Genomic DNA, 22704 nt, shown 5'->3' with positions numbered 1-22704 from the left:
TGCTGGATGACAGAGCGTCAGAAGGACCGTCCGTGGCTCATGCGGACCTACGCCGGTCACTCCACGGCCGAGGCGTCCAACGAGCTGTACCGGCGCAACCTCGCCAAGGGCCAGACGGGTCTGTCGGTGGCGTTCGACCTGCCGACGCAGACCGGCTACGACTCCGACCACATCCTCGCCCGCGGCGAGGTCGGCCGGGTCGGCGTGCCGATCGGGCACGTCGGTGACATGCGCCGGCTGTTCCAGGACATCCCCCTGGAGCAGATGAACACCTCGATGACCATCAACGCCACGGCCATGTGGCTGCTGGCGCTCTACCAGGTCGTCGCCGAGGAGCAGGGCGCGGACATCACCAAGCTCCAGGGCACGACCCAGAACGACATCGTCAAGGAGTACCTGTCCCGCGGCACGCACGTCTTCCCGCCCGGGCCCTCGCTCCGACTGACGACGGACATGATCGCGTACACGGTCTCCCACATCCCGAAGTGGAACCCGATCAACATCTGCAGCTACCACCTGCAGGAGGCGGGCGCCACGCCGGTCCAGGAGATCGCGTACGCGATGTCCACCGCGATCGCCGTTCTCGACGCCGTGCGCGACTCGGGGCAGGTTCCGCAGGAGCGCATGGGCGATGTCGTCGGCCGGATCTCCTTCTTCGTGAACGCGGGCGTCCGCTTCATCGAGGAGATGTGCAAGATGCGCGCCTTCGGCCGCATCTGGGACAGGATCACCCGCGAGCGGTACGGCATCGAGAACCCCAAGCACCGCCGCTTCCGCTACGGCGTCCAGGTCAACTCCCTCGGCCTGACGGAGGCGCAGCCGGAGAACAACGTCCAGCGGATCGTCCTGGAGATGCTGGCCGTGACCCTCTCCAAGGACGCACGCGCGCGTGCCGTGCAGCTCCCCGCCTGGAACGAGGCCCTCGGCCTGCCCCGCCCCTGGGACCAGCAGTGGTCGCTGCGCATCCAGCAGGTGCTGGCGTACGAGAGCGATCTGCTGGAGTACGACGACATCTTCGAGGGCTCGAAGGTGATCGAGGCGAAGGTGGAGGAGCTGGTCGAGGCCGCGTTCGCGGAGATCGACCGCATCCAGGAGATGGGCGGCGCGATGGCGGCCGTCGAGTCCGGCTACCTCAAGTCGCAGCTGGTCGCCTCGCACGCGGAACGCCGGGGCCGGATCGAGTCCGGCCAGGAGAAGATCATCGGTGTCAACGCCTTCGAGGGCACCGAGCCGAACCCGCTGACCGCCGACCTGGACACCGCGATCCAGACGGTCGACCCGGAGGTCGAGGCCCGCGTCATCGCCTCGCTCCAGCAGTGGCGCGACAGCCGCTACCAGCCGCCCTTCAACCACCCGCGGCCCTGCAAGGCGCTGGAGCGGCTGAAGGAGGCCGCCCGCGGCACCGAGAACCTCATGGAGGCCACCCTGGAGTGCGCCCGCGCCGGGGTCACGACCGGCGAGTGGGCCGGGGCCCTGCGCGAGGTGTTCGGCGAGTTCCGGGCGCCCACGGGTGTCTCCTCCGCGCCGGTGGCCGTCCCCGTCGAGGAGGGCAGCACGCTGCACCGGGTCCGTCGCAAGGTGGACCTGACGGCCAGGGAGCTGGGCGTGGGCAAGCTGCGCTTCCTGGTCGGCAAGCCGGGCCTGGACGGGCACTCCAACGGTGCCGAGCAGATCGCCGTACGCGCGCGTGACGCCGGCTTCGAGGTGGTCTACCAGGGCATCCGGCTGACGCCCGAACAGATCGTGGACGCCGCCCTCGCCGAGGACGTGCACGCGGTCGGCCTGTCCATCCTGTCCGGCTCGCACGCCCAGCTGGTGCCGGACGTGCTCGAACGGCTGCGTGTGGCCGGTGCCACAGATATACCGGTGATCGCCGGTGGCATCATCCCGAACGGGGATGCCGAGCAGCTCAGGGCAGCCGGAGTGGCCGCGGTCTTCACCCCGAAGGACTTCGACATCACCGGAATCATCGGCCGCATCGTCGACGAGATCCGGAAAGCGAACAAGCTCGACCCCTTGGAGGTCTCCGCATGACCGCCCACCCGTCGCCCACCACCACCCTTTCAACGGGCGGCTCCGCCGCGCACCCTTCGATTAACCGCCTTCGCCCCCGGCGTTCCTGCCTGGCGGTACCGGGCTCGAACCCCCGCTTCCTGGAGAAGGCGCAGGGCCTCCCCGCCGACCAGGTCTTCCTCGACCTGGAGGACGCGTGCGCCCCGCTCGCCAAGCCCGAGGCGCGGCACACCATCGTCAAGTTCCTGAACGAGGGCGACTGGACGGGCAAGACGCGGGTCGTGCGCGTCAACGACTGGACGACCGAGTGGACGTACCGCGACGTCGTGACGGTGGTCGAGGGCGCCGGCCAGAACCTCGACTGCATCATGCTGCCGAAGGTCCAGGACGCCCAGCAGATCGTCGCCCTCGACCTCCTCCTGACCCAGATCGAGAAGACCATGGGCTTCGAAGTCGGCAAGATCGGCATCGAGGCGCAGATCGAGAACGCCCAGGGCCTCAACAACGTCAACGAGATCGCGCAGGCCTCCCAGCGCGTCGAGACGATCATCTTCGGCCCGGCCGACTTCATGGCGTCCATCAACATGAAGTCGCTCGTCGTGGGCGAGCAGCCGCCCGGCTACCCGGCGGACGCCTACCACTACATCCTGATGAAGATCCTGATGGCCGCCCGCGCCAACAACCTCCAGGCGATCGACGGCCCCTACCTGCAGATCCGCAACATCGACGGCTACCGCGAGGTCGCCCAGCGCGCCGCCGCCCTCGGCTTCGACGGCAAGTGGGTGCTGCACCCGGGCCAGGTCGAGGCGTCCAACGAGATCTTCTCGCCCTCGCAGGAGGACTACGACCACGCCGAGCTGATCCTGGACGCGTACGACTACTACACGTCCGAGGCGGGCGGCAAGAAGGGCTCCGCGATGCTCGGCGACGAGATGATCGACGAGGCCAGCCGCAAGATGGCCCTGGTCATCGCGGGCAAGGGACGCGCCGCCGGTATGCAGCGCACCAGCAAGTTCGAGATCCCGGAGGCGTGACGGCCATGCAGTTCGGACGCACCTACGAGGAGTTCGAGGTCGGGGCGACGTACAAGCACTGGCCGGGAAAGACGGTCACCGAGTACGACGACCACCTGTTCTGTCTCCTCACCATGAACCACCACCCGCTCCACATGGACTCGAACTATGCGGAGAAGACGACGGATTTCGGCAAGAACGTCGTCGTCGGGAACTACGTCTACTCGCTCCTGCTCGGCATGTCCGTGCCGGACATCTCCGGCAAGGCGATCGCCAACCTGGAGATCGAGTCGCTCAAGCACGTGGCGCCGACCTTCCACGGCGACACCATCTACGGGCAGACGACCGTGCTCGACAAGTGGCCGTCGAAGTCGAAGAACGACCGCGGCATCGTGCACGTCGAGACCAAGGGCTACAAGCAGGACGGCACACTCGTGTGCGTCTTCCGCCGCAAGGTGATGGTGCCGACCGAGACGTACATCAAGGAGCGCGGCGGCGAGCAGCCGGGCCGCCCCGAGCTCAAGGAGCAGGAGAAGTAGCCATGGCGCGACTCGCCCAGACCGCCGGTCTGACGGACATCCAGCAGGAGATCCTTTCCACCGTCCGGGACTTCGTGGACAAGGAGATCATCCCGGTCGCGACCGAGCTGGAGCACCGCGACGAGTACCCGCAGCAGATCGTCGACGGGCTGAAGGAGTTGGGCCTGTTCGGCCTGATGATCCCCGAGGAGTACGGGGGCCTGGGCGAGTCGCTCCTGACGTACGCGCTGTGCGTGGAGGAGATCGCCCGCGGCTGGATGTCGGTGTCCGGCATCATCAACACGCACTTCATCGTGGCGTACATGCTCAAGCAGCACGGCACGCAGGAGCAGAAGGACCACTTCCTGCCGAGGATGGCCGCCGGCGACATCCGGGGCGCCTTCTCGATGTCGGAGCCGGGCCTCGGCTCGGACGTGTCGGCCATCACCTCCAAGGCGGTGAAGGACGGCGACGAGTACGTCCTGAACGGCCAGAAGATGTGGCTGACCAACGGCGGTACGTCGTCATTGGTGGCCGTTCTGGTCCGAAGTGACGAAGGTCACCCCGAGGGCACCGCGCCCCACAAGTCGATGACGACCTTCCTGGTCGAGAAGGAGCCGGGTTTCGGCGAGGTCCGCCCCGGCCTCACCATCCCCGGCAAGATCGACAAGATGGGGTACAAGGGTGTCGACACCACCGAACTCATCATGGATGGCCTGCGGATTCCTGCGGATCGTGTGCTCGGCGGCGTCACCGGCCGTGGTTTCTACCAGATGATGGACGGCGTCGAGGTCGGCCGCGTGAACGTGGCGGCGCGTGGCTGTGGCGTCGCTCAGCGTGCGTTCGAACTGGGCGTCCGGTACGCGCAGCAGCGTCACACCTTCGGGAAGCCGATCGCCCAGCACCAGGCGATCCAGTTCAAGCTGGCCGAGATGGCTACCAAGGTCGAGGCCGCGCATGCGATGATGGTGAACGCAGCTCGCAAAAAGGACTCCGGTGAGCGAAACGACCTCGAGGCTGGGATGGCGAAGTACCTCGCCTCCGAGTACTGCAAGGAGGTCGTGGAGGACTCCTTCCGGATCCACGGCGGCTACGGCTTCTCCAAGGAGTACGAGATCGAGCGCCTCTACCGTGAGGCACCGATGCTGCTGATCGGTGAAGGTACCGCCGAGATCCAGAAAATGATCATCGGCAGGCGGCTGCTCGAAGAGTATCGATTCCAGGGCTAGATGTCCGGATACGGGGTGTTTTCTTGGAGAAGAAGATCACACCCCGTCAGCACTCCTCGGCGGCCGACTCGGCTGCCTGGCTTACCCAGTTAGGGCCCCGAGCCGCTACGATCGCCGGAAAGCCGCCGTCCCCCGTCAGAGTGCGGCATCATCCGCTACGAAGGTCATCCATGCCCCACAGCCAAACCTCTGCACCTCGCGACAGCCGGGCCGGCGTACGCCTCGCGCGCGGAGCATCGCCGTGGCTCCTTCCGACCGTCGCCACCGCAGCCCTCAGCCTGGCCCGCGCCCGTCGCTCCGGCGCCGCCAAGGCCGTCGCCGTTCCCGCCACCGCGCTCGCGGCGGGAATGCTGTGGTTCTTCCGCGACCCCGAGCGCGAGATCGCCCAGGGCCGGGTCATCTCGCCCGCCGACGGTGTGGTGCAGAGCATCATGCCGTGGAAGGACGGCCGCACCCGCGTCGCGATCTTCATGAGCCCGCTCAACGTCCACGTCAACCGCGCGCCGCTGGCCGGCACCGTGACGTCGGTCGAGCACGTGCCCGGTGGCTTCGTTCCCGCCTTCAACAAGGAGAGCGAGAACAACGAGCGCGTCGTCTGGCACTTCGACACCGAGCTCGGTGACATCGAGATGATCCAGATCGCCGGCGCGGTCGCCCGCCGCATCGTTCCCTACGTGCCCCAGGGCACCAAGGTCGAGCAGGGCGAGCGGATCGGCCTGATCCGCTTCGGCTCGCGTGTCGACCTCTACCTGCCCGAGGGTGTGGAGGTCGCGGTCGAGGTGGGGCAGAAGACCGTGGCTGGGGTGACTCGCATTGACCGTGATTGATCCTGATACCAAGGCCGGCTGGGTCCCGGAGGCCGACGAGGTGGACGAAGAAGAGGAGATGCCCCTCTCTCTTCGCCTCTCGATAGCGGACACCCTGACGCTCGGCAACGCCACGTGCGGCTTCATGGCGGTGTACTTCACGACCACCGGCATCCTCATCCCGCACCTGTCCGGTGACGATCTGGGCATGGCCCGCAACAGCGCGGCCACGGCCGTGATACTGATGCTGTGCGCGGCTGTCTTCGACCTGTTCGACGGCCTCGTCGCCCGCAAGCTGCGGTCGTCGCCGATGGGTGCGGAGCTGGACAACCTCTCCGATCTGATCAGCTTCGGTCTGGCGCCCGCGTACTTCGTGCTCGTGTACGGCATGGTCGCGAGGGACGCGCATGAGCGGGTCGCGGCGGTGGGCGCGATCGTTGTGCTGTTGGCGGTGGTGCTGCGGCTTGCCCGCTTCTCGTGCGTCACCGTGAAGGACGGCACGTTCCAGGGCATGCCCTCGCCGTTCGGTGCACTCACGGTCGTCTCGATCGTGCTGCTCGAGCTGCCGTTCGAGGCGACACTGCTGGCCGTCGTCGGTACCGCGTGGCTGATGGTGAGCCGGGTCGAGTACCCGAAGCCGCGGGGCATCCTCGCGGTGGCGATGCTCGGCTGGATCGTGTCGGCCATGGGCATGCTGGCTGCCTGGGCGTTCGACGCGCCGGGCGGCCAGGTACTGCTGCAGACGGGCTGCGCGCTGCAGATCGTGATGGCGGCGACGATCCCGCTGTTCGCGACGGCGCGCCGGGTGAACACCTTCCGTGACAACCGGCGCGAGAGCCGCGAGGCGCGGGCGGCGCAGGTCCCGTAGTTCTGCTTACGTCGCCCGAGGGGCCCGGACCGAATCGTGATTCGGTCCGGGCCCCTCGGGTTTTCCGTCCCTTGATCCGCCGCTGCGCCGGCATCGCGGTCCGCATGTGCTCCGTGAGGGACAGCAGCCTCCGGGGCTGCGCCCCGCCGACGGTCAGGTCAGGAAGTCCCGCGCGATCGACTCCGCCACGCGTTCCAGGAGAGGACCCGCCTGGGCCATGGACTTCGCCGGGTCCGGTTCGAGCGCCGACAAGGCGTACGCGCGGCGGATGCCCGCGTGGCCCAGGGCCTCCGGGGGGAGGGCGAGGCGGCCGCAGACCGCGACGACGTCCTTGTCGGCCGCCCGGGCCGCCGCGGCGACGCCCGCCGGGGCCTTGCCGTGGAGGGTCTGCTGGTCGAGGGAGCCCTCGCCGGTGATCACCAGGTCGGCGCGGTCCAGGGCGGGTGCGAAGCCCAGGACGTCGAGCATGACCTCGATCCCGGGGCGGAAGCGGGCGCCGAGGAGCAGGGCGCCGTAGCCGATGCCGCCCGCCGCACCCGCGCCCGGTGAGGCGGCGTAGTGGGCGGCCTTCGGTCCGGCCGACTCCTCCAGCACCTTCGCGAAGTGCGCGAGGGCGGCGTCCAGGGTCGCCACGTCGTCCGGCGAGGCGCCCTTCTGCGGGCCGTAGACCGCGGGCGCGCCCTTCGGGCCGGTCAGCGGGTTGTCGACGTCGCTGGCGAGGACCAGTTCGATCTCGGTGAGGCGCGGGTCGAGGCCCGACAGGTCGGCCGTGGCCAGATCGGCGAGGCCGCCGCCGCCCGGGGACACCGGCTCGCCGTGCGGGTCCAGGAAGCGCGCGCCCAGCGCGGACAGCATCCCGGCACCACCGTCCGTGGTGGCGCTGCCGCCGACGCCGAAGACGATCGTGCGGGCGCCCGCGTCCAGCGCGGCCCGCAGCAGCTCGCCGGAGCCGTACGTGGACGCCGTGAGCGGTGCGAAGACGCCGGCGGGCAGTCGCTGGAGTCCGCTCGCCTCGGCCATCTCCACGACCGCGGTGCCGTCGCGCAGCGCGAACGTCGCCGTCACCTCGTCGCCGAGCGGACCGGTGACCCGTACCTCCCGGCGCTCGAACCCGGCCGCGACCGCCGCGGCCACTGTTCCGTCGCCGCCGTCGGCCACGGGCAGCGCCTCGACCTCGAGGTCCGGTACGACCCGGCGCAGCCCGGCGGTCACCCGCTCGGCGACCTCCACGGCCGTCAGCGACCCCTTGAACTTGTCCGCGGCGACAAGCACCCGCCGCTGGGTCCTCCGGGTATCGCTCACTGCAGCGTCCGCCACTTGCACTCCCCTTGCTCTCCGGGCCCTCACGCACGTCAAGGCCAGTCGCGCCGCTGCGACCTTAACCGGAGGACGTCCCCGTCGTCAGCCCGTGCCCATCTCGTGGACCCGGGGGGGCATCTCCCTCAGGCACCCTTCCAAAACGGGTAGACCTCAACCATGACCCCCGCACGCACCGAGACAGAGCTGGCAAACCGCGTCCTCGGCGGCTGGCAGGGCCGCATCGCGGGCAACATGCTCGGCAAACCGGTCGAGCAGGGCGAGGTCTGGACGCGCGACCGCATCGACCGCTACCTGCGGCAGGCCGCCGCACTGCCGCTGACCGACTACCTGCCCGAGCCGATCACCGAGAGTGACGGGTTCGAGCTGCGGCCCGAATGGCGACAGTGCGTCCGCCGACACATCCACGGCAGCTGCCGTGACGACGACGTCGACTACGCGATCCTCGGCCTGGACCTGCTGGAGACCCACGGCTTCGGCTTCAGCACCGAGCAGGTCGGGGACCTGTGGCTGCTGCGGCTGCCGTATCTGCAGACGTTCACCGCCGAGCGGGCCGCGTACCGCAACCTGGCAAACGGGCTCAAGCCGCCGCTGACGGCGACGTACGACAATCCGTACCAGGAGTGGATCGGGGCGCTGATCAGGGCCGACATCTACGGCTGGACCTGTCCGGGCGTGCCGCGCCGGGCCGCCTCGCTGGCCCGGCGGGACGCGGTGCTGTCGCACACCGGCAACGGCGTGTACGGGGCGATGTGGGCGGCGGCGCTGATCGCCGCGGCGTTCACGGCACCCACGGTGCGGCACGCGGTCGACGAGGCCCTGGCCGTGATCCCGGCGAGCAGCCGCCTGGCCCGCACGGTGCGCCGGGTCGTCTCCCTGCACGACACCCGGATGTCCTGGGAGGACACGCTCACCACGGTCACCGAGGAGACCGCCGGGATGGGCTGGATCCACACCGTCCCGAACGCCGCCGTCCTCACCGCCGGCCTGCTCTACGGCGACGGCGACTTCACCCGCACCATCACCCTGACCGTCCGGGGCGGCCTGGACACCGACTCCAACGGCGCGACGGCGGGTTCGGTGGCGGGTGTGTTCGGCGGGGGCGCGGCCATCCCGGACCAGTGGACGGTGCCGCTGGAGGACACGGTCCGCAGCGCGGTGTTCGGCTTCGACGGGGTGCGGATCAGCGAGCTGGCGGAGCGGACCCTGCGGCTGGCGGAGCAGGAGGTCTGAGGCCGGCCACGCCTTCCCCTGCGGCTGAGCCATATCGGGTGGTTACCCTGCCCCAATGACGACCTCTTCTGACTTCGCCGCCTACATCGCGTCCCTGCCCCGCGTCCTGGCCGGCGCCGCCGCGCTGTTCAGGGACGGCGAGGGCCGGGTGCTGCTCGTCGAGCCCAACTACCGGGAGGGCTGGGCGCTGCCCGGCGGCACGATCGAGTCCGACGACGGCGAGACCCCGCGGCAGGGCGCGCGGCGCGAGACGGCCGAGGAGATCGGGCTGGACCGGGAGCTCGGCAGGCTGCTGGCGGTGGACTGGGTGCACGGCACGGGGCGTCCGCCGCTGGTGGCGTATCTGTACGACGGCGGGGTGCTCGGCGAGGACGAGTTCAAGGCGATCCGCCTGCAGGAGGAGGAACTGCTGTCCTGGCGGCTGGTCCCGCGCGAGGAGCTGACCGAGTATCTGCCGGGCGCCCTCGGCCGCCGCGTCCTGACCGCCCTGGACGTCCTGGCGGACGGCTCGGGCACGGCGGAGCTGGAGAACGGGCACCGGGTGAACTGACGGCCGCACCGGGCCCGGGCCGCTCCGCGATATCCGCTCGCCGCTGTCGTACGGCCCGGCCTACCCTCGGTGACATGGCCAAGCCCCTCGTCGCGCTCCTCACCGGTGCCGGTATCAGCACGGACTCCGGGATCCCGGACTACCGCGGGCCGAACGGGCTCTGGCGGCGGGATCCGGAGGCCGAGAAGCTCGTCACGTACGAGTACTACATGGACGACCCGGGGATCCGCCGCCGCTCCTGGCAGATGCGGCGCAAGAACCGGACGCTTCAGGCGGAGCCCAACGCCGCGCACCGGGCGGTGGCCGAACTGGAGCGGTCCGGGGTGCCCGTCCGGGTGATCACGCAGAACGTGGACGGGCTGCACCAGCTCGCCGGGATGCCCGCTCGCAAGGTCCTCGAACTGCACGGCACGGCACGGAGTTTCGTGTGCACCGGCTGCCACGCCCGCGGCCCCATGGAGGACGCGCTCGCACGGGTCGAGGCCGGGGAGGATGACCCGCCGTGCCTGGAGTGCGGCGGCGTCCTGAAGTCGGCGACGGTGATGTTCGGCGAGCGGCTCGACCCCGTCGTCCTGGGCGAGGCGGTCGCCATCAGCAAGGCCTGCGAGGTGTTCGTCGCCGTCGGCACGAGCCTCCAGGTCCAGCCCGCCGCGGGTCTCGCCGGTGTCGCCGCCGACCACGGCGCCCGGCTGATCATCGTCAACGCCGAGCCGACTCCCTACGACGACCGTGCCGACGAGATCGTCCGCGAACCCATCGGCACGGCGCTGCCGGAGCTGTTGCGCGGTCTCACGGCCGAGGCGCGGCCCGCAGATCCTCCAGGCGCGTGAGCGCGTCACGGGCCAGGTCGCGCTCGGCGTCGGTGAGGCGGAGCGCGGCGGCCCGGGCGAGGGCGGTCGCCGCCGCGTCCTCGTCGCCGAGTCGTCCCGCGATGTCCGCGCGGAGGACGAGGAGCTGAAGCAGCTGCACGGGCGTCGGTGTCTCGTCCGTCAGGCGCAGGACACGGTCGACGACCTTCGCGGCGCCCGCCGCGTCCCCCTTGGAGTCGGCCAGGAGGGACGCGTGGTGCAGGGCCCGCGCGAAGGTCTCCCGCGGTGCGGGCGCACGGTGTCCGGTCTCGCCCGTGCGCTGTCCGATGCGGACGCAGTTTCCGCCCGGATCGGTCATGAGGAACTGCCGCACGCCGTACGACATGTCCTTGAGCGGTCCCACCCGCGGCAGCCCGCGGGTGGGGATCCTGCCGTACGCCGCCTTGAGCCCGGCGCGGAACGCCTCGTAGAGGCCGTCGACGTCGTCGGTCATGACGTAGCAGGTGCTGATCGAGCCGGTGGGCTCGTAGTGCTTCATCGCGAAGAACTGCAGCTCGATGCCGCCGCGTTCCACGACCGTGTACGGGTTGGGGCTGCGCTGTTCGTACGTCACCTCGAAGCCGAGGGCGGTGTAGAAGTCGAGAACGGGTGGGAGGGTCCGGCAGGGCAGGATCGGGATGGTCTTCTCCGGCATGGACCCACTCTAGTCAAATTTGACCAACCGGAGAGTCAGAAGAGTGCGGCCCCCCGCTCGAAGTCCAGCAGGCGCTGCTTGCGCTCCAGCCCGCCCCCGTATCCCGTGAGGCCGCCGTTCGCGCCGATCACACGGTGGCAGGGGACGATGATGCCGACGGGGTTGCGGCCGTTGGCGAGGCCGACCGCGCGCGAGGCGGTCGGGGTGCCGAGGGCCTCGGCGAGTGCGCCGTAGGTGCGGGTCTCGCCGTAGGGGATGCGGCGCAGTTGGTCCCAGACGCTGCGCTGGAACGGGGTGCCGGTCAGGCGGAGTTCGACGGTGAACTCCTTGAGCTCGCCCGCGAAGTAGGCCTTCAGTTGTTCCTCCGTCTGTGCGAACAGGGTGTCCTCGCGGGGGCCGAAGGTCTCCTCCGGTGGGCGGTGGCGCTGGTCGGTCATGTAGAGGCCGCACAGGACGCCGTCGTCGGCGACGAGGGTGAGGGGGCCGTAGGGGCTGTCGGTCACGGTGTGGTGCTTCATGGAACGTCCCTATACCGGAAGGAAGTTGATCGGGTGGCTGTCGGTCGCCCAGAGGTACTGGACCGCGTAGGCCCGCCAGGGGCGCCAGGCCGCCGCGCGGGCGGTGAGCGCGGCAGGGGTGGAGGGCAGGCCGAGTTCCTGGGCGGCGCGGCGGATGCCGAGGTCGGTGGGGAGGAAGGCGTCGGGGTCGCCGAGGGCGCGCATGGCGATGACGTCGGCCGTCCAGGGGCCGAAGCCCGGCAGGGCGAGGAGCCGGTCGCGGGCCTGCGGCCAGTCGCTCTCCACGCCCAGGTGGAGGTCGCCGTCGGCGAGGTGGCGGACCAGGGTGGTGAAGGTCGTGCGACGGGTGCGGGGCATCGCCAGTGTCTCCGGGTCCAGCGCCGCGAGGGCCTCGGGGGCCGGGAAGAGGTGGGTGAGGCCGCCCTCGGGGTCGTCGACCGGTTCGCCGTACGCGGTGACCAGGCGGGCCGCGTGGGTGCGGGCGGCGGCGGTGGAGACCTGCTGGCCGAGCACGGCCCGGACGGCGAACTCCGCCTCGTCCACCGTGCGCGGGACACGCCGGCCGGGCGCCTTGTCGACCAGCGGTGCCAGGACGGGGTCCGTGCGCAGTTGCTCGTCGATCGCCACCGGGTCGGCGTCCAGGTCGAGCAGACGGCGGCAGCGGCTGATGGCGACGGTCAGATCGCGCAGGTCGCTGAGGGTGAGGCGGCAGGCGATGTGGTCGGGGGTGGGAGTCAGGGCCACGATGCCGTGGCCGTACGGCAGCCGCAGCGTGCGCCGGTAGGAGCCGTCGCGCCACTCCTCCACGCCGGGTACGGCCGTGGCGGCGAGGTGGCCGAAGAGGTTGTCGGGGTTGAGCGGAGTGCGGAACGGCAGCCGCAGGGACAGCGCGCCGGGGGTGCTCGCGCCCTGCCGCTTCGGGGTGCGGGCACGCAGGTCGCTCGGGGAGAGGGCGAAGACCTCGCGGACGGTGTCGTTGAAGGTGCGGATCGAGGCGAAGCCGGCGGCGAAGGCGATCTGGGCCATCGGCAGGGCCGTCGTCTCGATGAGCAGCCGGGCCGTCTGGGCGCGCTGGGCGCGGGCGAGCGCGAGCGGGCCCGCGCCCAGTTCGGCGAGCAGTTGCCGCTCGACCTGCCGGGTGCTGTAGCCGAGCCGGGCTGCGAGACCGGGCACGCCCTCGCGGTCCACGACACCGTCGGCGATCAGCCGCATGGCGCGGGCCACGAGGTCGGCGCGCTGGTTCCACTCCGGGGAGCCGGGGCTGGTGTCGGGCCGGCAGCGTTTGCAGGCCCGGAACCCGGCCTGCTGGCAGGCCGCCGCGCTCGGGTGGAAGACCATGTTCTCCGGCTTGGGCGGCACGACCGGGCAACTGGGACGGCAGTAGATGCGGGTCGTCAGGACGGCCGTGAAGAACCATCCGTCGAACCGCGCGTCCTTGGACTGGACAGCGCGTACGCAGCGCTCGGTGTCGGTGTGCATCCCCATCTGCATGCGTCCAGCATCGGGCACCGGGCGTGACGGGTCTGGCGAGAATCCGACATCGACCTGTCCGTGCGCCGTCCCGCGGAGACCGGCGAAACCGGGACAGATGATGATTCATTCATGTGTTCGTGGGTGACCGGTACGATGACGTCATGGGTCATGGAGCCGTCATTCCCGCGCAGGACGCCACCGAGCGCGTACGCCTGGACGCGGACAACGTCGCGAAGGTCGCCACCACGCTCCAGGCCCTGTCCACACCCTCCCGCCTGCTGATCCTGGCGCGGCTGCGGGAAGGCCCGCTGCCGGCCACCGAGTTGGCCGCCGAGGTGGGCATGGAGCAGTCGGCCTGCTCGCACCAGCTGCGGCTGCTGCGCAATCTGGGCCTGGTGGTGGGCGAGCGGCGGGGCCGTTCGGTCGTCTACGCGCTGCACGACCACCATGTCGCCGAGCTGCTCGACCAGGCCGTCTACCACGTGGAGCATCTGCGCCTGGGCATCAGCGACGCCGCCGACTGAGGCGGCGCCGCTGTCCCGCCGCCTCTTCTATTCGGTGGCCGTCGGCCGTCGCGAGGCCGCCATCGCCTCGCTCACGCGCGTCAGCGGACGCAGCCGGTAGGTGTAGGCGTAGTCGCGGTTGGCGAAGAGCTTGAACTCGTCGTGGGGGTGGGCGCCCCAGCTGTTGTCGCCGCCCACGCCCGTCTGGCGGTGGTTGACCCGGAGGACCACGGCGTCCCTGGGGTTGAGCTGGTAGTCGTGGCGGGCCCCGACCGACAGGTCCTCGGGAGTGAAGTGCGAGGCGTTGACCTCCAGCAGCGGCTCACCGCAGACGAGCAGTCCGCGTCCGCTGCCGTCCGTCAGCGCGGCCCAGCGGACGTCGGTCTTGTTGCCGTTCTCCTGGGGGCGCAGGTAGGAGGTCCACTGGCCGGAGACGGTGCCGGAGTACAGGCCGACGTCGGTGGCGTTGTTGCGGTCCCACATGTTCTCCTCCGGGCCCCGGCCGTAGTAGTGCAGCCGGTCCAGGCGGCGGGGCAGGAACAGCAGGGTGCCGACCTCGGGGATGTACGGCAGGTTCGGCGCTCCCGGGTGCAGGGTGTTGTCGACCTTGATCTCACCGTTGCCGAAGACCGTGTACGTGGTGCTGTACGTGGACTCCGTGCTGGTGGGCAGCGTGCCGGTGACCGTGACCTCGACGGCCCGGTCGTCCAGCGGCCGGACCCGTACGTCCGCCACCTTCCGCTTCGCTCCGGCGTCGCGCCACGTCTGGTTGCGGGTGTGGTGGCCGTTGCCCCGGTCGTTGTCGGTGGGCGCCCGCCAGAAGTTCGGGACGGGGCCGGAGGTGATGAGCCGGGTGCCGCCCGCCTCGTACGACGTGATGGTGCCGGTGCTCTTGTCGACGGTGACCGAGAAGCCCTTGCCCCTGACCGTGACGTCCTCGTCCCGGTCGGTGTACCGCAGGGCGGGGACGCTGCGCAGCGGCAGGGGCGTCACGGCCGGGCTGTCCGCGTCGAGGGCGAGCTGCTGCTTGGCCACCTCGAAGCCCGCCTTCGCCCACTTGGTGGGCTCCTTGGTGGTGAAGGAGAGCTGGAGGAAGTACTCCGTGCCCGGTTCGGGCTTCGCCGGCAGTCGCACCGGCACCTTGATGTCCTTGCTGGTCAGCGGCGCGAGATTCAGCTGGTCACGGGTCAGCCGGCCGCGCTGGACGACCTTGCCGTCGGCGACGAGGGACCAACGGCCGTCGAACTCGCGGAGGTTGGTGAAGAGGTACTCGTTGGTGAGCGTGACGGCGCCGGGGCCTGAGGAGGCCGGGGCGGCGTTGATCGCCTGGTAGATCTGCTTGACCTCGGCGGACTTGCCCGTGAGGCCGCGGTCGGCGGTGATGATGCCGTCGCCGGCGAAGGCGCCGTCGTTGGGGTTGTCGCCCCAGTCGCCGCCGTAGGCGTAGAACGTCTTGTCGCGCGGGCGCTGCTCGGTGAAGCCGACGGTGGCGGCGTCGAACCAGAACCGCACACCCTCGTCGTCCGGGCCGCGGCTGTCCGAGGCCAGCTCCGCGGCGCTCAGCGCGCGGGCGTACACGCGGGCCCGCCGGATGGTGCCGCTGAACTCCCGGGTCGGGTTGTCGACGTCGGTGGCGAGCGTCAGGGACGCGGTGTTGGGGCTGGGGCGGCGGGTGGTGGTCCGGGTGCCGCGCGCCTGGCCGTCGACGTACAGGGTGAGCGTCCCGGCGTCCGCGTCGAAGACACCGGCGATGTGGTGCTCCTTGCCCGTCCAGCCGTCCGGCAGCGCCCAGCTCGCGGTGACCCACTGGCCGCCGCCGTGGATGAAGAACTCCAGGTTCTCGTCGGACTGTTTGAGGGCGTACTGGGTGTCGCCCTTGGCGAGGATGGGCTGATGGCCGCCGGTCACGTGCGGGGTGACCCAGGCCTCCAGCGTGAGGGAGCCGGTGAGGTCCAGGCGGGCGTCGCGGGGGAAGACGGTGCCGCCGGAGACGCCCTTCGCGCGGTCGAAGCCGGCGGCCGGCGCGATGACTTCGCCGCGCAGCGCGCCCGGGCCGGACTCGGTCAGCAGTTTGCGGGTCGGGGTCGGCCAGCTCAGAGCCTGGTCGGCGAAGTCCCAGATCCAGCCGCCCTGGAGGACGTCGTAGCGGCGGACGATGTCCCAGTACTTCTTGAAGTTGCCGTTGGAGTTCCCCATGCCGTGCGAGTACTCGATCATCACGTACGGCCGGGTGTCGCTCGTGTCCTTGGCGCGCTGCTCGACCCGCTGCGGGCTGTCGTACATCTCGGAGCGGATGTCGCTGATGCCCGGGCGGTCGTCGCCCTCGTACTGGATGACGCGGGTGGGGTCGTAGGAGCGGATCCAGTCGTACATGGCGTTGAACGTCGTGCCGCCGCCCGCCTCGTTGCCGAGGGACCAGATGACCACCGAGGCGTGGTTCTTGTCGCGGTGGACCATGTTCTGGGCGCGGACCACGCACGCCTCGGTCCACTCGGGGTGGCCGCTGCCGGGGAACTTGTCGCGGATGCCGTGGGTTTCGAGGTTGGTCTCGTCCACGAGGTACAGGCCGTACTCGTCGGCGAGTTCCAGCCACAGCGGGTTGTTGGGGTAGTGCGAGGTGCGGACGCTGTTGATGTTGAGCCGCTTGATGATCTCGATGTCCTCGATCATCTGCGCCCGGGTGATCGCCGAGCCGGTGACGGGGTGCATCTCGTGCCGGTTGGTGCCGCGGAAGGAGACCGGCTTGCCGTTGATGCGCATCAGGCCGTCCTTGAGCGCGAACTCACGGAAGCCGACCCGGTGCGAGAGCGTCTCGACGACCTTGCCGGAGGGGTCGCGCAGCCGCAGCACGGCGGTGTAGAGGTTCGGGTGCTCGGCCGACCAGAGCTTCGGCGAGGGGACGGCTCTGGACGCCTCGGCGGTGGCCTCGTCGCCGTCGGGGACGTCGACCGGCTGGTTCAGGGGCCGCGCCCAGACGGCGTGGCCGCGCGCGTCGTACAGCTGGGTCTCGACGGTGTAGCGGCCCGCGCCCTTGCCGCCGTAGTCGCGGACGTGCGCGGTGACCTTGAGTTCGGCGGAGGTGTAGTCGTCGCCGAGCGGGGTGCCCAGTTTGAAGTCGCGCAGGTGCACGTTCGGCGTGGAGTACAGGTGGACCGAGCGGAAGATGCCGCTCAGCCGGATCATGTCCTGGTCCTCCAGCCACTCCGCGTCGGAGTAGCGGTACACCTCGACGGCGATCTGGTTGGTGCCCGGCTTGAGGTGGGGGGTGATGTCGTACTCGGCGGAGGTGTAGGAGTCCTCGTGGTAGCCGACCAGCTCGCCGTTGATCCACACGTAGTGGGCGGACTTGACGCCCTCGAAGTGCAGGAAGGTGCGCCGGCCCGACCAGTTCCGGGGGACGGTGAACGTACGGCGGTACTGGCCGACGGGGTTGTAGCGGGTCGGGGCGGCCGGCGGCTGGGCGTCCTCGCCGCCGCCGTTGGGGCCCCACCAGGGATAGGTGATGTTGACGTAGATCGGGAAGTCGTAGCCGTGCAGCTGCCAGGCCGAGGGCACGGGGATGGTGTCCCAGCCGGAGTCGTCGACGTCGGTGCGGTAGAAGTCGGCGTCCCGGTCGTCGGGGCGGTCGGCGTAGGCGAACTTCCACTTGCCGTCGAGGCTCAGCCGGTACGGCGAGCGCTCGCGGTCACCGGCCAGGGCCTGCCCGAGGTCCGCGTACGGCATGAGCGTGGTGTGCGGCGGCTCGGTGCCCACGCGGTACACGGCCAGGCCGTCGTTCCACTCCGGAGGGCCCTCCGCCGCCGGGCGCCGGCCCGCCGCGTGCGCGGCGGCGGGCGACGCGGACAGGGCGAGCGCGCCGAGCACGGCGGCGCCGCCTTCGAGCAGACGGCGACGGCTGACGACGGGCCGGTCGGCGGGGGACGGGAGCGGGTGCGGCATGACCGTGGCCTTCCTCGGTTCGACAGGGTGCTGCACGGACTGAGGGCACGTCAGATGCGATCCCAACTCCCGTGATGGGCGTTTCTGTTGGGACTGGTGCAACTGACGGTGACGGAGCAACTGCTGAGCAGGCACACCCTAGGACTCGAACACAACCGAAGCAATGATCCCGTCGGACTTTGTGCGGTCCTGATGGTTCTCCCGCGTCCTCCGGCGCTCGGCGCCCTCAGGCCCCGAGGAATTCGGCGCCTTCAGGCCCCGAGGAAGGTGAGCACCTCGCTCGTCAGCCGGGCGGGCGCGTCCAGGGGGACGAGGTGGCCGGACTCCGGGACGGGCACCAGGCGCGCGCCCGGGATCAGGGCGGCCAGTTCCTGCCCCTTGGCGAAGGGGATCCAGGTGTCCTCGGTGCCCCAGCAGACCGTCACCGGCAGGTCGATCGTGGGGTACAGCGGCTGGATCTCGTCGGTGTAGCGCTGGTCGGCCTGCGCGATCTGGCGGTAGAAGGCGACCTGGCCCCGCTCCCCCGTCCAGGGCCGCACGAGCGCGTCCAGCGCGGCGGGCCGCAAGCCGGTGTGGGTCGCGGACGTGACGTACTCGCGCACCAGGGCCTCGTGCAGGGCGGCCGGGAGCTGCTCGAAGACGTGGGCGTGCTCGCCGACCAGCCGGAAGAAGGGGGAGCCCCAGGGTTCCAGGGCCACCGGGTCGACCAGGGCGAGCCGCCGGTAGCGGGCCCCGTGCAGCAGATGGGCGCGCAGGGCCACGCACCCGCCGAAGTCGTGCGCGACGACGGACGGCTCCTCCAGGCCCCAGTGCGCCAGCAGCTCGGTGAAGATCCGGCCCTGTATCCCCAGTGAGACGTCCTGGTCCGGACGCATGTCCGAGGTGCCGTAGCCCGCCATGTCCCACAGGTGCACGTGGTGTCCGGCGGCGGCGAGCGCGGGAGCGATCTCGTGCCACACGTACGAGGAGAAGGGCGTCCCGTGCATAAGCACGACCGGCTCGCCGTCGGGATCCCCCAGCCGGTCCCAGCGCACGGTCCCCGACGTGGTGGCCAGGCTCTCCCGCAACGTCCAGTCACCCAAGATTCCCACTCCCTCTCTCTCCGCGTACCGACCCACGATTATTTGTCATTTCGGCGCGACAGTGTCGCTCCTCCGACCGTAATGTGACCTCATCGGACAGCCTGCGCAACGGATCTTGGCCGGACCTTTTGCCGCGCCGGAAGGAGCGGCTCGCATGAACGGGTATGCGACCTCGCATCGCGACGCCGTCACGGCCGCGCCCGGCGGGCTGCTGGACCTGCTGAAGGTCGCGGCCGTGGTCCTGGACGGCGGCGGGCACATCGTCCTGTGGAGCCCCGAGATCCAGCAGCTGCTCGGCTACACCCCCGAGGAGGCCCTGCGGCAGCGCGCCGACACACTCCTGATCGCGCCCGAGAACCGCCCCCGGGGCAGGGAGCTGTTCGCCCAGGTCAGATCGGGGGACCGCTGGGCCGGTGTCTTCCCGCTGCGGCACCGCGACGGCACGGAACGCGCGGTGGAGTTCCGCACGATGCGGCTCCTCGACAACGAGGGGCAGCCCCACCTGCTGGGACTCGCCACGGACGCGACGACGGTACGGAAGGTGGAGCGGGACCTCGCCCTCTCGCACAGCCTGGTCAACCAGACCCCGCTCGGCATCGCCGTCTTCGACAACGACCTGCGCTGGGTCGGGGTCAACCCCGCGCTGGAGCGGATAAACGGCGTGCCCGAGGAGGCCCTGCTGGGCCGCCGGCTCGGCGAGGTGCTGCCGGGCCTGGACGTCGAGGCCATCGAGGCCCGGATGCGGCACGTCCTCAAGACCGGCAGGCCCCTGCTCGACCAGCAGACCATCGGCAGGACGGCGGCGGACGAACACGACCGCGCCTACTCGGAGTCGTACCACCGCATCGAGGACACCGACGGCCGGGTGCTCGGACTCGCGATGGCCGTGCTGGACGTCACCGAGCGCCAGCAGGCCGCGGCCGAGGTCGCGCAGGCACGTCAGCACCTGTCGGTGATCGCCGACGCCGGCGTGCGGATCGGCACCACGCTGGACCTTCAGCAGACCGCGCGGGAGCTGGCCGACGTGGTGGTGTCGCACCTCGCGGACCTGGCCGCCGTGGACGTCCTGGAGTCCGTCGTGGCCCACGGCACGATCGCTCCGGTGTCGGGCGGCGCGCCCGCCGAGTTCCGGGCGCTGGCCGTCGCGGCGGGCTACCCGACCGACGCCATCCACGCCGCGGACCCGGTCGGCGAACTGGCCACCTACGCCTCGTCGCGGATCATCACGCAGTGCGTCCGCCGGGCCCGCCCGGTCCTGGTCGAGCGCGTGGACCCGAAGATGATGCGGCGCATCGCCCGGGACGCGCGGGCCGCCCAGACCCTGCAGGAGGCCGGCGCACACTCCTACATGGCGGTGCCGCTGATGGCCCGGGGCAAGGTCCTCGGCACGCTCACCCTGTACCGCACGGTCGACGAACGCCCCTTCGACGACCGGGACCAGGCGCTCGCCTCGGAGCTCGCCGCACGCGCCGCGATCTGCATCGACAACGCCCGCCTCTACGGCCGGGAACGCGGCACCGCCCTGACGCTCCAGCGCAGCCTGCTCCCGGCCACGCCCGCCGAGCGGGAGGGGCTCGACATCGCCGCCCGCTACCGCCCGGCCCTCAGCGAGGTCGGCGGCGACTGGTACGACGTACTGCCGCTGAGCCCGGGACGCACCGGGCTCGTGGTGGGGGACGTCATGGGCAAGGGCGTCCAGGCCGCGGCGATCATGGGGCAGTTGAGCACGGCGACGCGGGCGCTGGCCCGGCTGGACCTGCCGCCCGCCGAGCTGCTGCGGCACCTCGACGACATCGCCGGCTCGCTCGGCGACACGATCGCCACGTGCGTGTACGCGGTGTGCGACCTGCGGACCGGCATCTGCTCGCTGTCCAGCGCCGGTCATCTGCCGCCCGTGCTCGCCGGGGCGGACGGCGGCGCGAAGCTCGTCGACGTGCCCGGCGGGGTGCCGCTGGGGGTGGGCGGAGTGGAGTTCGGCACCGTGGAACTGGAGCTCGCGCCGGGCTCCCTGCTCGCCCTGTACACCGACGGGCTGGTCGAGAACCGCGGGGAGCCGATCGACACCGGCCTCGCCACGCTGACCCGCCTCCTGGGGAGCGCGGGACCCAGCCTGCAACGGACCAGTGACAGCCTCCTGAGTGCGCTGAGCCCGGAGCCCGACGACGACGTCGCGCTCCTGCTGGTCCGCACCCGCGCCTGAGCGGGGCGCCAACTGTTAGCATGTTTGTGTGAGTTACGTTCTCTACCTCTGATCCGGGCCACTGGCTCCGCCCCTCGCATGCCCTGACGACCACGGGCCGAGGCGCCGGGAGCCGCGACGTCGCCCACGGCCCGCCCTGTTCCGGGCCGGCCGTCCGTCGGATCCGAAGGCCCGCTCGCATCCCCGCCCGAACCGGGGGTGAAGTGTGCCTCCTCAACGAGGAAGAGAACGTGACCACCTTCAACCTGCCTGCCCGCGACCGGGCCCAGCTGACCTGCGCCCGCATCCGCGTCGACCGCGGTGGCCGCACCGTGCTGCACGACGTCGAGATGAAGGTCTCCCCCGGATCGCGCTGGGGCGTCGTCGGCGAGAACGGACGCGGCAAGTCGACCCTGTTGCACGTCCTGGCCGGCCTGCTGGCCCCGGACGAGGGAACCGTGCACCGCGTGGGCACCCTCGCCCTGGCCGAGCAGGAGATGCCGGCCGAGGACGAGCGCACGGTCGGCGACTTCATCGACGAGCACCTGGCCGACGCCCGCGCCGCCCTGCGGGATCTCGACGCCGCCGCGCAGGCCCTGGCAGCGGAACGTCCCGGTGCCGAACAGGCCTATGCCGACGCCCTGGAGGCGGCGCGGGCGCTGGACGCCTGGGACGCCGACCGCCGCGTGGACGTGGCCCTGGACGGACTGGGTGCGGTCAGCGATCGTGCCCGTCCCCTGGCCACGCTGTCGGTCGGCCAGCGCTGCCGGATCCGGCTGGCCTGCCTGCTGGGCGCCGAGTACGACTTCCTGCTCCTGGACGAGCCCACCAACCACCTGGACCTGGCCGGGCTGGAGTACCTCACCTCCAGGCTGCGCGCCCACACCGGCGGTGTCGTGGTGGTCAGCCACGACCGGGCGCTGCTCGCGGACGTGGCCACCACGATCCTCGACCTCGACCCGACCCGCGACGGCCGCCCGGGCGTGTACGGCGGCGGCTACGCCGGCTACCGGGAGGGCCGCGAGGCCGAACTGGCGCGCTGGGAGGAGGAGTACGAGCAGCAGCAGACCGAGCACGTCCGTCTCCGGCAGGCCCTGTCGGAGGCGCAGAACCGGCTGACCACCGGCTGGCGCCCGGACAAGGGCACGGGCAAGCACCAGCGCGCCACCCGCGCCGGTGCCCTGGTGCGCTCCGTCCACCGGCGCCAGGACGACCTGGACCGGCACGAGGTCACCGCGCCGGTGCCGCCGCAGCGTTTCTCGATGCCCCACCTGCCCGCCCGGCCGGGCGTCGTCCTGCTGCGCGCGGAGGAGGTGACGGTCGGCGGACGGCTGCACCACTTGACGAGCCTGTCGTTGACGTCCGGCGACAGGCTGGCCGTCACCGGCCCGAACGGCGCGGGCAAGTCCACGCTCCTGTCCGTCCTGGCCGGGCGACTCGCCCCGGACACGGGCCGGGTGCACCGGGGCCGCACGGTGCGGCTGCACCTGCTCGGGCAGGAGTCGCCGCGGGCGGCGCACCGGCGGGCCCGTGACCTGTACGAGGCGCACACCGCGCGCCTGGTCACGACGGGCGTGCTGAAGGAGGGCGAGGTGGTGGGGCTCGGCTCGCTGGGTCTGCTGACCTCGCGCGACGCCGGCAAGCCGGTGGCCGAGCTGTCGATGGGTCAGCAGCGGCGGCTCGACCTGGCCTTGGCGCTGGCCGCCCGCCCGCATGTGCTGCTGCTGGACGAGCCCACCAACCACCTGTCCATCGCGTTGGTCGACGAGCTCACCGAAGCGCTGCACAGTACGGAGACGGCCGTCGTCGTGGCGACCCACGACCGCCAGATGCGACGCGACATCAGCGGCTGGCCGCACCTCGCGCTGGCGCGGCAGCGGTCGGCGGACCGGGACCAGGAGGTGGGTGCGGCGCAACGGTGACAAGCGCCGGGCGTTGGGCTGTTCTCGTCAGCGCAGGC

The 22704-nt window shown here is 71.0% G+C and carries 18 protein-coding genes; 12 read left to right on the top strand and 6 right to left on the bottom strand.

Annotated elements, in window-relative coordinates:
* Nucleotides 1-6 precede the first annotated feature (6 nt).
* From PV963_RS37190 to pssA, 6 genes are all read left to right on the top strand, one after another.
* Entirely contained in the window at nucleotides 7-2034 is a 2028-nt protein-coding gene (locus tag PV963_RS37190) for a protein meaA (protein WP_274820853.1), read from the top strand.
* A complete protein-coding gene (locus PV963_RS37185) occupies nucleotides 2031-3047 on the top strand; it encodes an HpcH/HpaI aldolase/citrate lyase family protein (protein WP_274820852.1) in 1017 nt (338 codons plus the stop codon). The genes PV963_RS37190 and PV963_RS37185 overlap by 4 nt, the downstream gene beginning before the upstream one ends.
* Nucleotides 3048-3052: 5 nt before the next feature.
* Nucleotides 3053-3565 (top strand): MaoC family dehydratase, encoded by a 513-nt coding sequence (locus tag PV963_RS37180; RefSeq protein WP_274820851.1) that lies wholly within the window; start codon nucleotides 3053-3055, stop codon nucleotides 3563-3565.
* A gap of 2 nt (nucleotides 3566-3567) precedes the next feature.
* Entirely contained in the window at nucleotides 3568-4773 is a 1206-nt protein-coding gene (locus PV963_RS37175; protein ID WP_274820850.1) for an acyl-CoA dehydrogenase family protein, read from the top strand.
* A 170-nt stretch (nucleotides 4774-4943) separates the two neighbouring features.
* A complete protein-coding gene (locus PV963_RS37170; protein WP_184990621.1) occupies nucleotides 4944-5600 on the top strand; it encodes a phosphatidylserine decarboxylase in 657 nt (218 codons plus the stop codon).
* Complete coding sequence (pssA, locus tag PV963_RS37165) at nucleotides 5587-6447, top strand: CDP-diacylglycerol--serine O-phosphatidyltransferase (protein WP_274820849.1); 861 nt, start codon at nucleotides 5587-5589, stop codon at nucleotides 6445-6447. Before PV963_RS37170 ends, pssA begins: the two co-directional genes overlap by 14 nt.
* Before the next feature lie 153 nt (nucleotides 6448-6600).
* On the opposite strand, the gene PV963_RS37160 is transcribed toward pssA, so the two are convergent.
* Nucleotides 6601-7719 (bottom strand): glycerate kinase, encoded by a 1119-nt coding sequence (locus tag PV963_RS37160; RefSeq protein ID WP_274820848.1) that lies wholly within the window; start codon nucleotides 7717-7719, stop codon nucleotides 6601-6603.
* A 204-nt stretch (nucleotides 7720-7923) separates the two neighbouring features.
* Here PV963_RS37160 and PV963_RS37155 point away from each other — a divergent pair, with 204 nt between their 5' ends.
* From PV963_RS37155 to PV963_RS37145, 3 genes are all read left to right on the top strand, one after another.
* Nucleotides 7924-8997, top strand: a complete 1074-nt coding sequence (locus PV963_RS37155; protein ID WP_274820847.1) for an ADP-ribosylglycohydrolase family protein — start codon at nucleotides 7924-7926, stop codon at nucleotides 8995-8997.
* A 55-nt stretch (nucleotides 8998-9052) separates the two neighbouring features.
* Nucleotides 9053-9547 carry an NUDIX domain-containing protein gene (locus PV963_RS37150; protein ID WP_274820846.1) on the top strand — a complete coding sequence of 165 codons (495 nt, stop codon included), beginning with the start codon at nucleotides 9053-9055 and terminating at the stop codon, nucleotides 9545-9547.
* 74 nt (nucleotides 9548-9621) lie between these two features.
* Nucleotides 9622-10377, top strand: a complete 756-nt coding sequence (locus tag PV963_RS37145; RefSeq protein ID WP_274820845.1) for an SIR2 family NAD-dependent protein deacylase — start codon at nucleotides 9622-9624, stop codon at nucleotides 10375-10377.
* Here the strand turns inward: PV963_RS37145 and PV963_RS37140 are convergent.
* The 3 genes from PV963_RS37140 to PV963_RS37130 are packed head-to-tail and all read right to left on the bottom strand — an operon-like array spanning nucleotide 10337 to nucleotide 13059.
* Nucleotides 10337-11050, bottom strand: a complete 714-nt coding sequence (locus tag PV963_RS37140) for a bleomycin resistance protein (protein WP_274820844.1) — start codon at nucleotides 11048-11050, stop codon at nucleotides 10337-10339. The two genes, PV963_RS37145 and PV963_RS37140, sit on opposite strands and share 41 nt — an antisense overlap.
* A 35-nt stretch (nucleotides 11051-11085) precedes the next feature.
* Nucleotides 11086-11568 (bottom strand): methylated-DNA--[protein]-cysteine S-methyltransferase, encoded by a 483-nt coding sequence (locus PV963_RS37135; RefSeq protein ID WP_274820843.1) that lies wholly within the window; start codon nucleotides 11566-11568, stop codon nucleotides 11086-11088.
* Between the two features lie 9 nt (nucleotides 11569-11577).
* Nucleotides 11578-13059 carry an AlkA N-terminal domain-containing protein gene (locus PV963_RS37130; RefSeq protein ID WP_274820842.1) on the bottom strand — a complete coding sequence of 494 codons (1482 nt, stop codon included), beginning with the start codon at nucleotides 13057-13059 and terminating at the stop codon, nucleotides 11578-11580.
* A gap of 143 nt (nucleotides 13060-13202) precedes the next feature.
* Here PV963_RS37130 and PV963_RS37125 point away from each other — a divergent pair, with 143 nt between their 5' ends.
* Nucleotides 13203-13565 carry an ArsR/SmtB family transcription factor gene (locus PV963_RS37125; RefSeq protein WP_274820841.1) on the top strand — a complete coding sequence of 121 codons (363 nt, stop codon included), beginning with the start codon at nucleotides 13203-13205 and terminating at the stop codon, nucleotides 13563-13565.
* Nucleotides 13566-13592: 27 nt separating this feature from the next.
* On the opposite strand, the gene PV963_RS37120 is transcribed toward PV963_RS37125, so the two are convergent.
* Complete coding sequence (locus tag PV963_RS37120; protein WP_274820840.1) at nucleotides 13593-17483, bottom strand: glycoside hydrolase family 2 TIM barrel-domain containing protein; 3891 nt, start codon at nucleotides 17481-17483, stop codon at nucleotides 13593-13595.
* A 251-nt stretch (nucleotides 17484-17734) separates the two neighbouring features.
* Nucleotides 17735-18565 (bottom strand): alpha/beta fold hydrolase, encoded by an 831-nt coding sequence (locus PV963_RS37115; protein ID WP_274820839.1) that lies wholly within the window; start codon nucleotides 18563-18565, stop codon nucleotides 17735-17737.
* Nucleotides 18566-18719: 154 nt separating this feature from the next.
* Here PV963_RS37115 and PV963_RS37110 point away from each other — a divergent pair, with 154 nt between their 5' ends.
* Together PV963_RS37110 and PV963_RS37105 are read left to right on the top strand one after the other, a co-directional pair.
* The gene (locus PV963_RS37110; RefSeq protein WP_274820838.1) at nucleotides 18720-20765 is read left to right on the top strand and encodes a SpoIIE family protein phosphatase; all 2046 of its coding nucleotides are present in this window, start codon (nucleotides 18720-18722) and stop codon (nucleotides 20763-20765) included.
* Nucleotides 20766-20995: 230 nt separating this feature from the next.
* The gene (locus tag PV963_RS37105) at nucleotides 20996-22666 is read left to right on the top strand and encodes an ATP-binding cassette domain-containing protein (protein WP_274820837.1); all 1671 of its coding nucleotides are present in this window, start codon (nucleotides 20996-20998) and stop codon (nucleotides 22664-22666) included.
* Nucleotides 22667-22704: the final 38 nt, after the last annotated feature.

Origin of the sequence: Streptomyces coeruleorubidus, assembly GCF_028885415.1 — a bacterium.
Lineage (GTDB): Bacteria > Actinomycetota > Actinomycetes > Streptomycetales > Streptomycetaceae > Streptomyces > Streptomyces coeruleorubidus_A.
This window is presented reverse-complemented; position numbering and strand designations above follow the sequence as displayed.

Bases quoted from the DNA above. Each gene is read 5' to 3' on its own strand.
- PV963_RS37140 (WP_274820844.1), bottom strand. From the start codon at position 11,050: ATGCCGGAGAAGACCATCCCGATCCTGCCCTGCCGGACCCTCCCACCC.
- PV963_RS37110 (WP_274820838.1), top strand. From the start codon at position 18,720: ATGAACGGGTATGCGACCTCGCATCGCGACGCCGTCACGGCCGCGCCC.
- PV963_RS37155 (WP_274820847.1), top strand. From the start codon at position 7,924: ATGACCCCCGCACGCACCGAGACAGAGCTGGCAAACCGCGTCCTCGGC.
- PV963_RS37175 (WP_274820850.1), top strand. From the start codon at position 3,568: ATGGCGCGACTCGCCCAGACCGCCGGTCTGACGGACATCCAGCAGGAG.
- PV963_RS37135 (WP_274820843.1), bottom strand. From the start codon at position 11,568: ATGAAGCACCACACCGTGACCGACAGCCCCTACGGCCCCCTCACCCTC.
- PV963_RS37180 (WP_274820851.1), top strand. From the start codon at position 3,053: ATGCAGTTCGGACGCACCTACGAGGAGTTCGAGGTCGGGGCGACGTAC.
- PV963_RS37125 (WP_274820841.1), top strand. From the start codon at position 13,203: ATGGGTCATGGAGCCGTCATTCCCGCGCAGGACGCCACCGAGCGCGTA.
- PV963_RS37150 (WP_274820846.1), top strand. From the start codon at position 9,053: ATGACGACCTCTTCTGACTTCGCCGCCTACATCGCGTCCCTGCCCCGC.
- PV963_RS37120 (WP_274820840.1), bottom strand. From the start codon at position 17,483: ATGCCGCACCCGCTCCCGTCCCCCGCCGACCGGCCCGTCGTCAGCCGT.
- PV963_RS37170 (WP_184990621.1), top strand. From the start codon at position 4,944: ATGCCCCACAGCCAAACCTCTGCACCTCGCGACAGCCGGGCCGGCGTA.
- PV963_RS37185 (WP_274820852.1), top strand. From the start codon at position 2,031: ATGACCGCCCACCCGTCGCCCACCACCACCCTTTCAACGGGCGGCTCC.
- PV963_RS37145 (WP_274820845.1), top strand. From the start codon at position 9,622: ATGGCCAAGCCCCTCGTCGCGCTCCTCACCGGTGCCGGTATCAGCACG.
- PV963_RS37190 (WP_274820853.1), top strand. From the start codon at position 7: ATGACAGAGCGTCAGAAGGACCGTCCGTGGCTCATGCGGACCTACGCC.
- PV963_RS37130 (WP_274820842.1), bottom strand. From the start codon at position 13,059: ATGCAGATGGGGATGCACACCGACACCGAGCGCTGCGTACGCGCTGTC.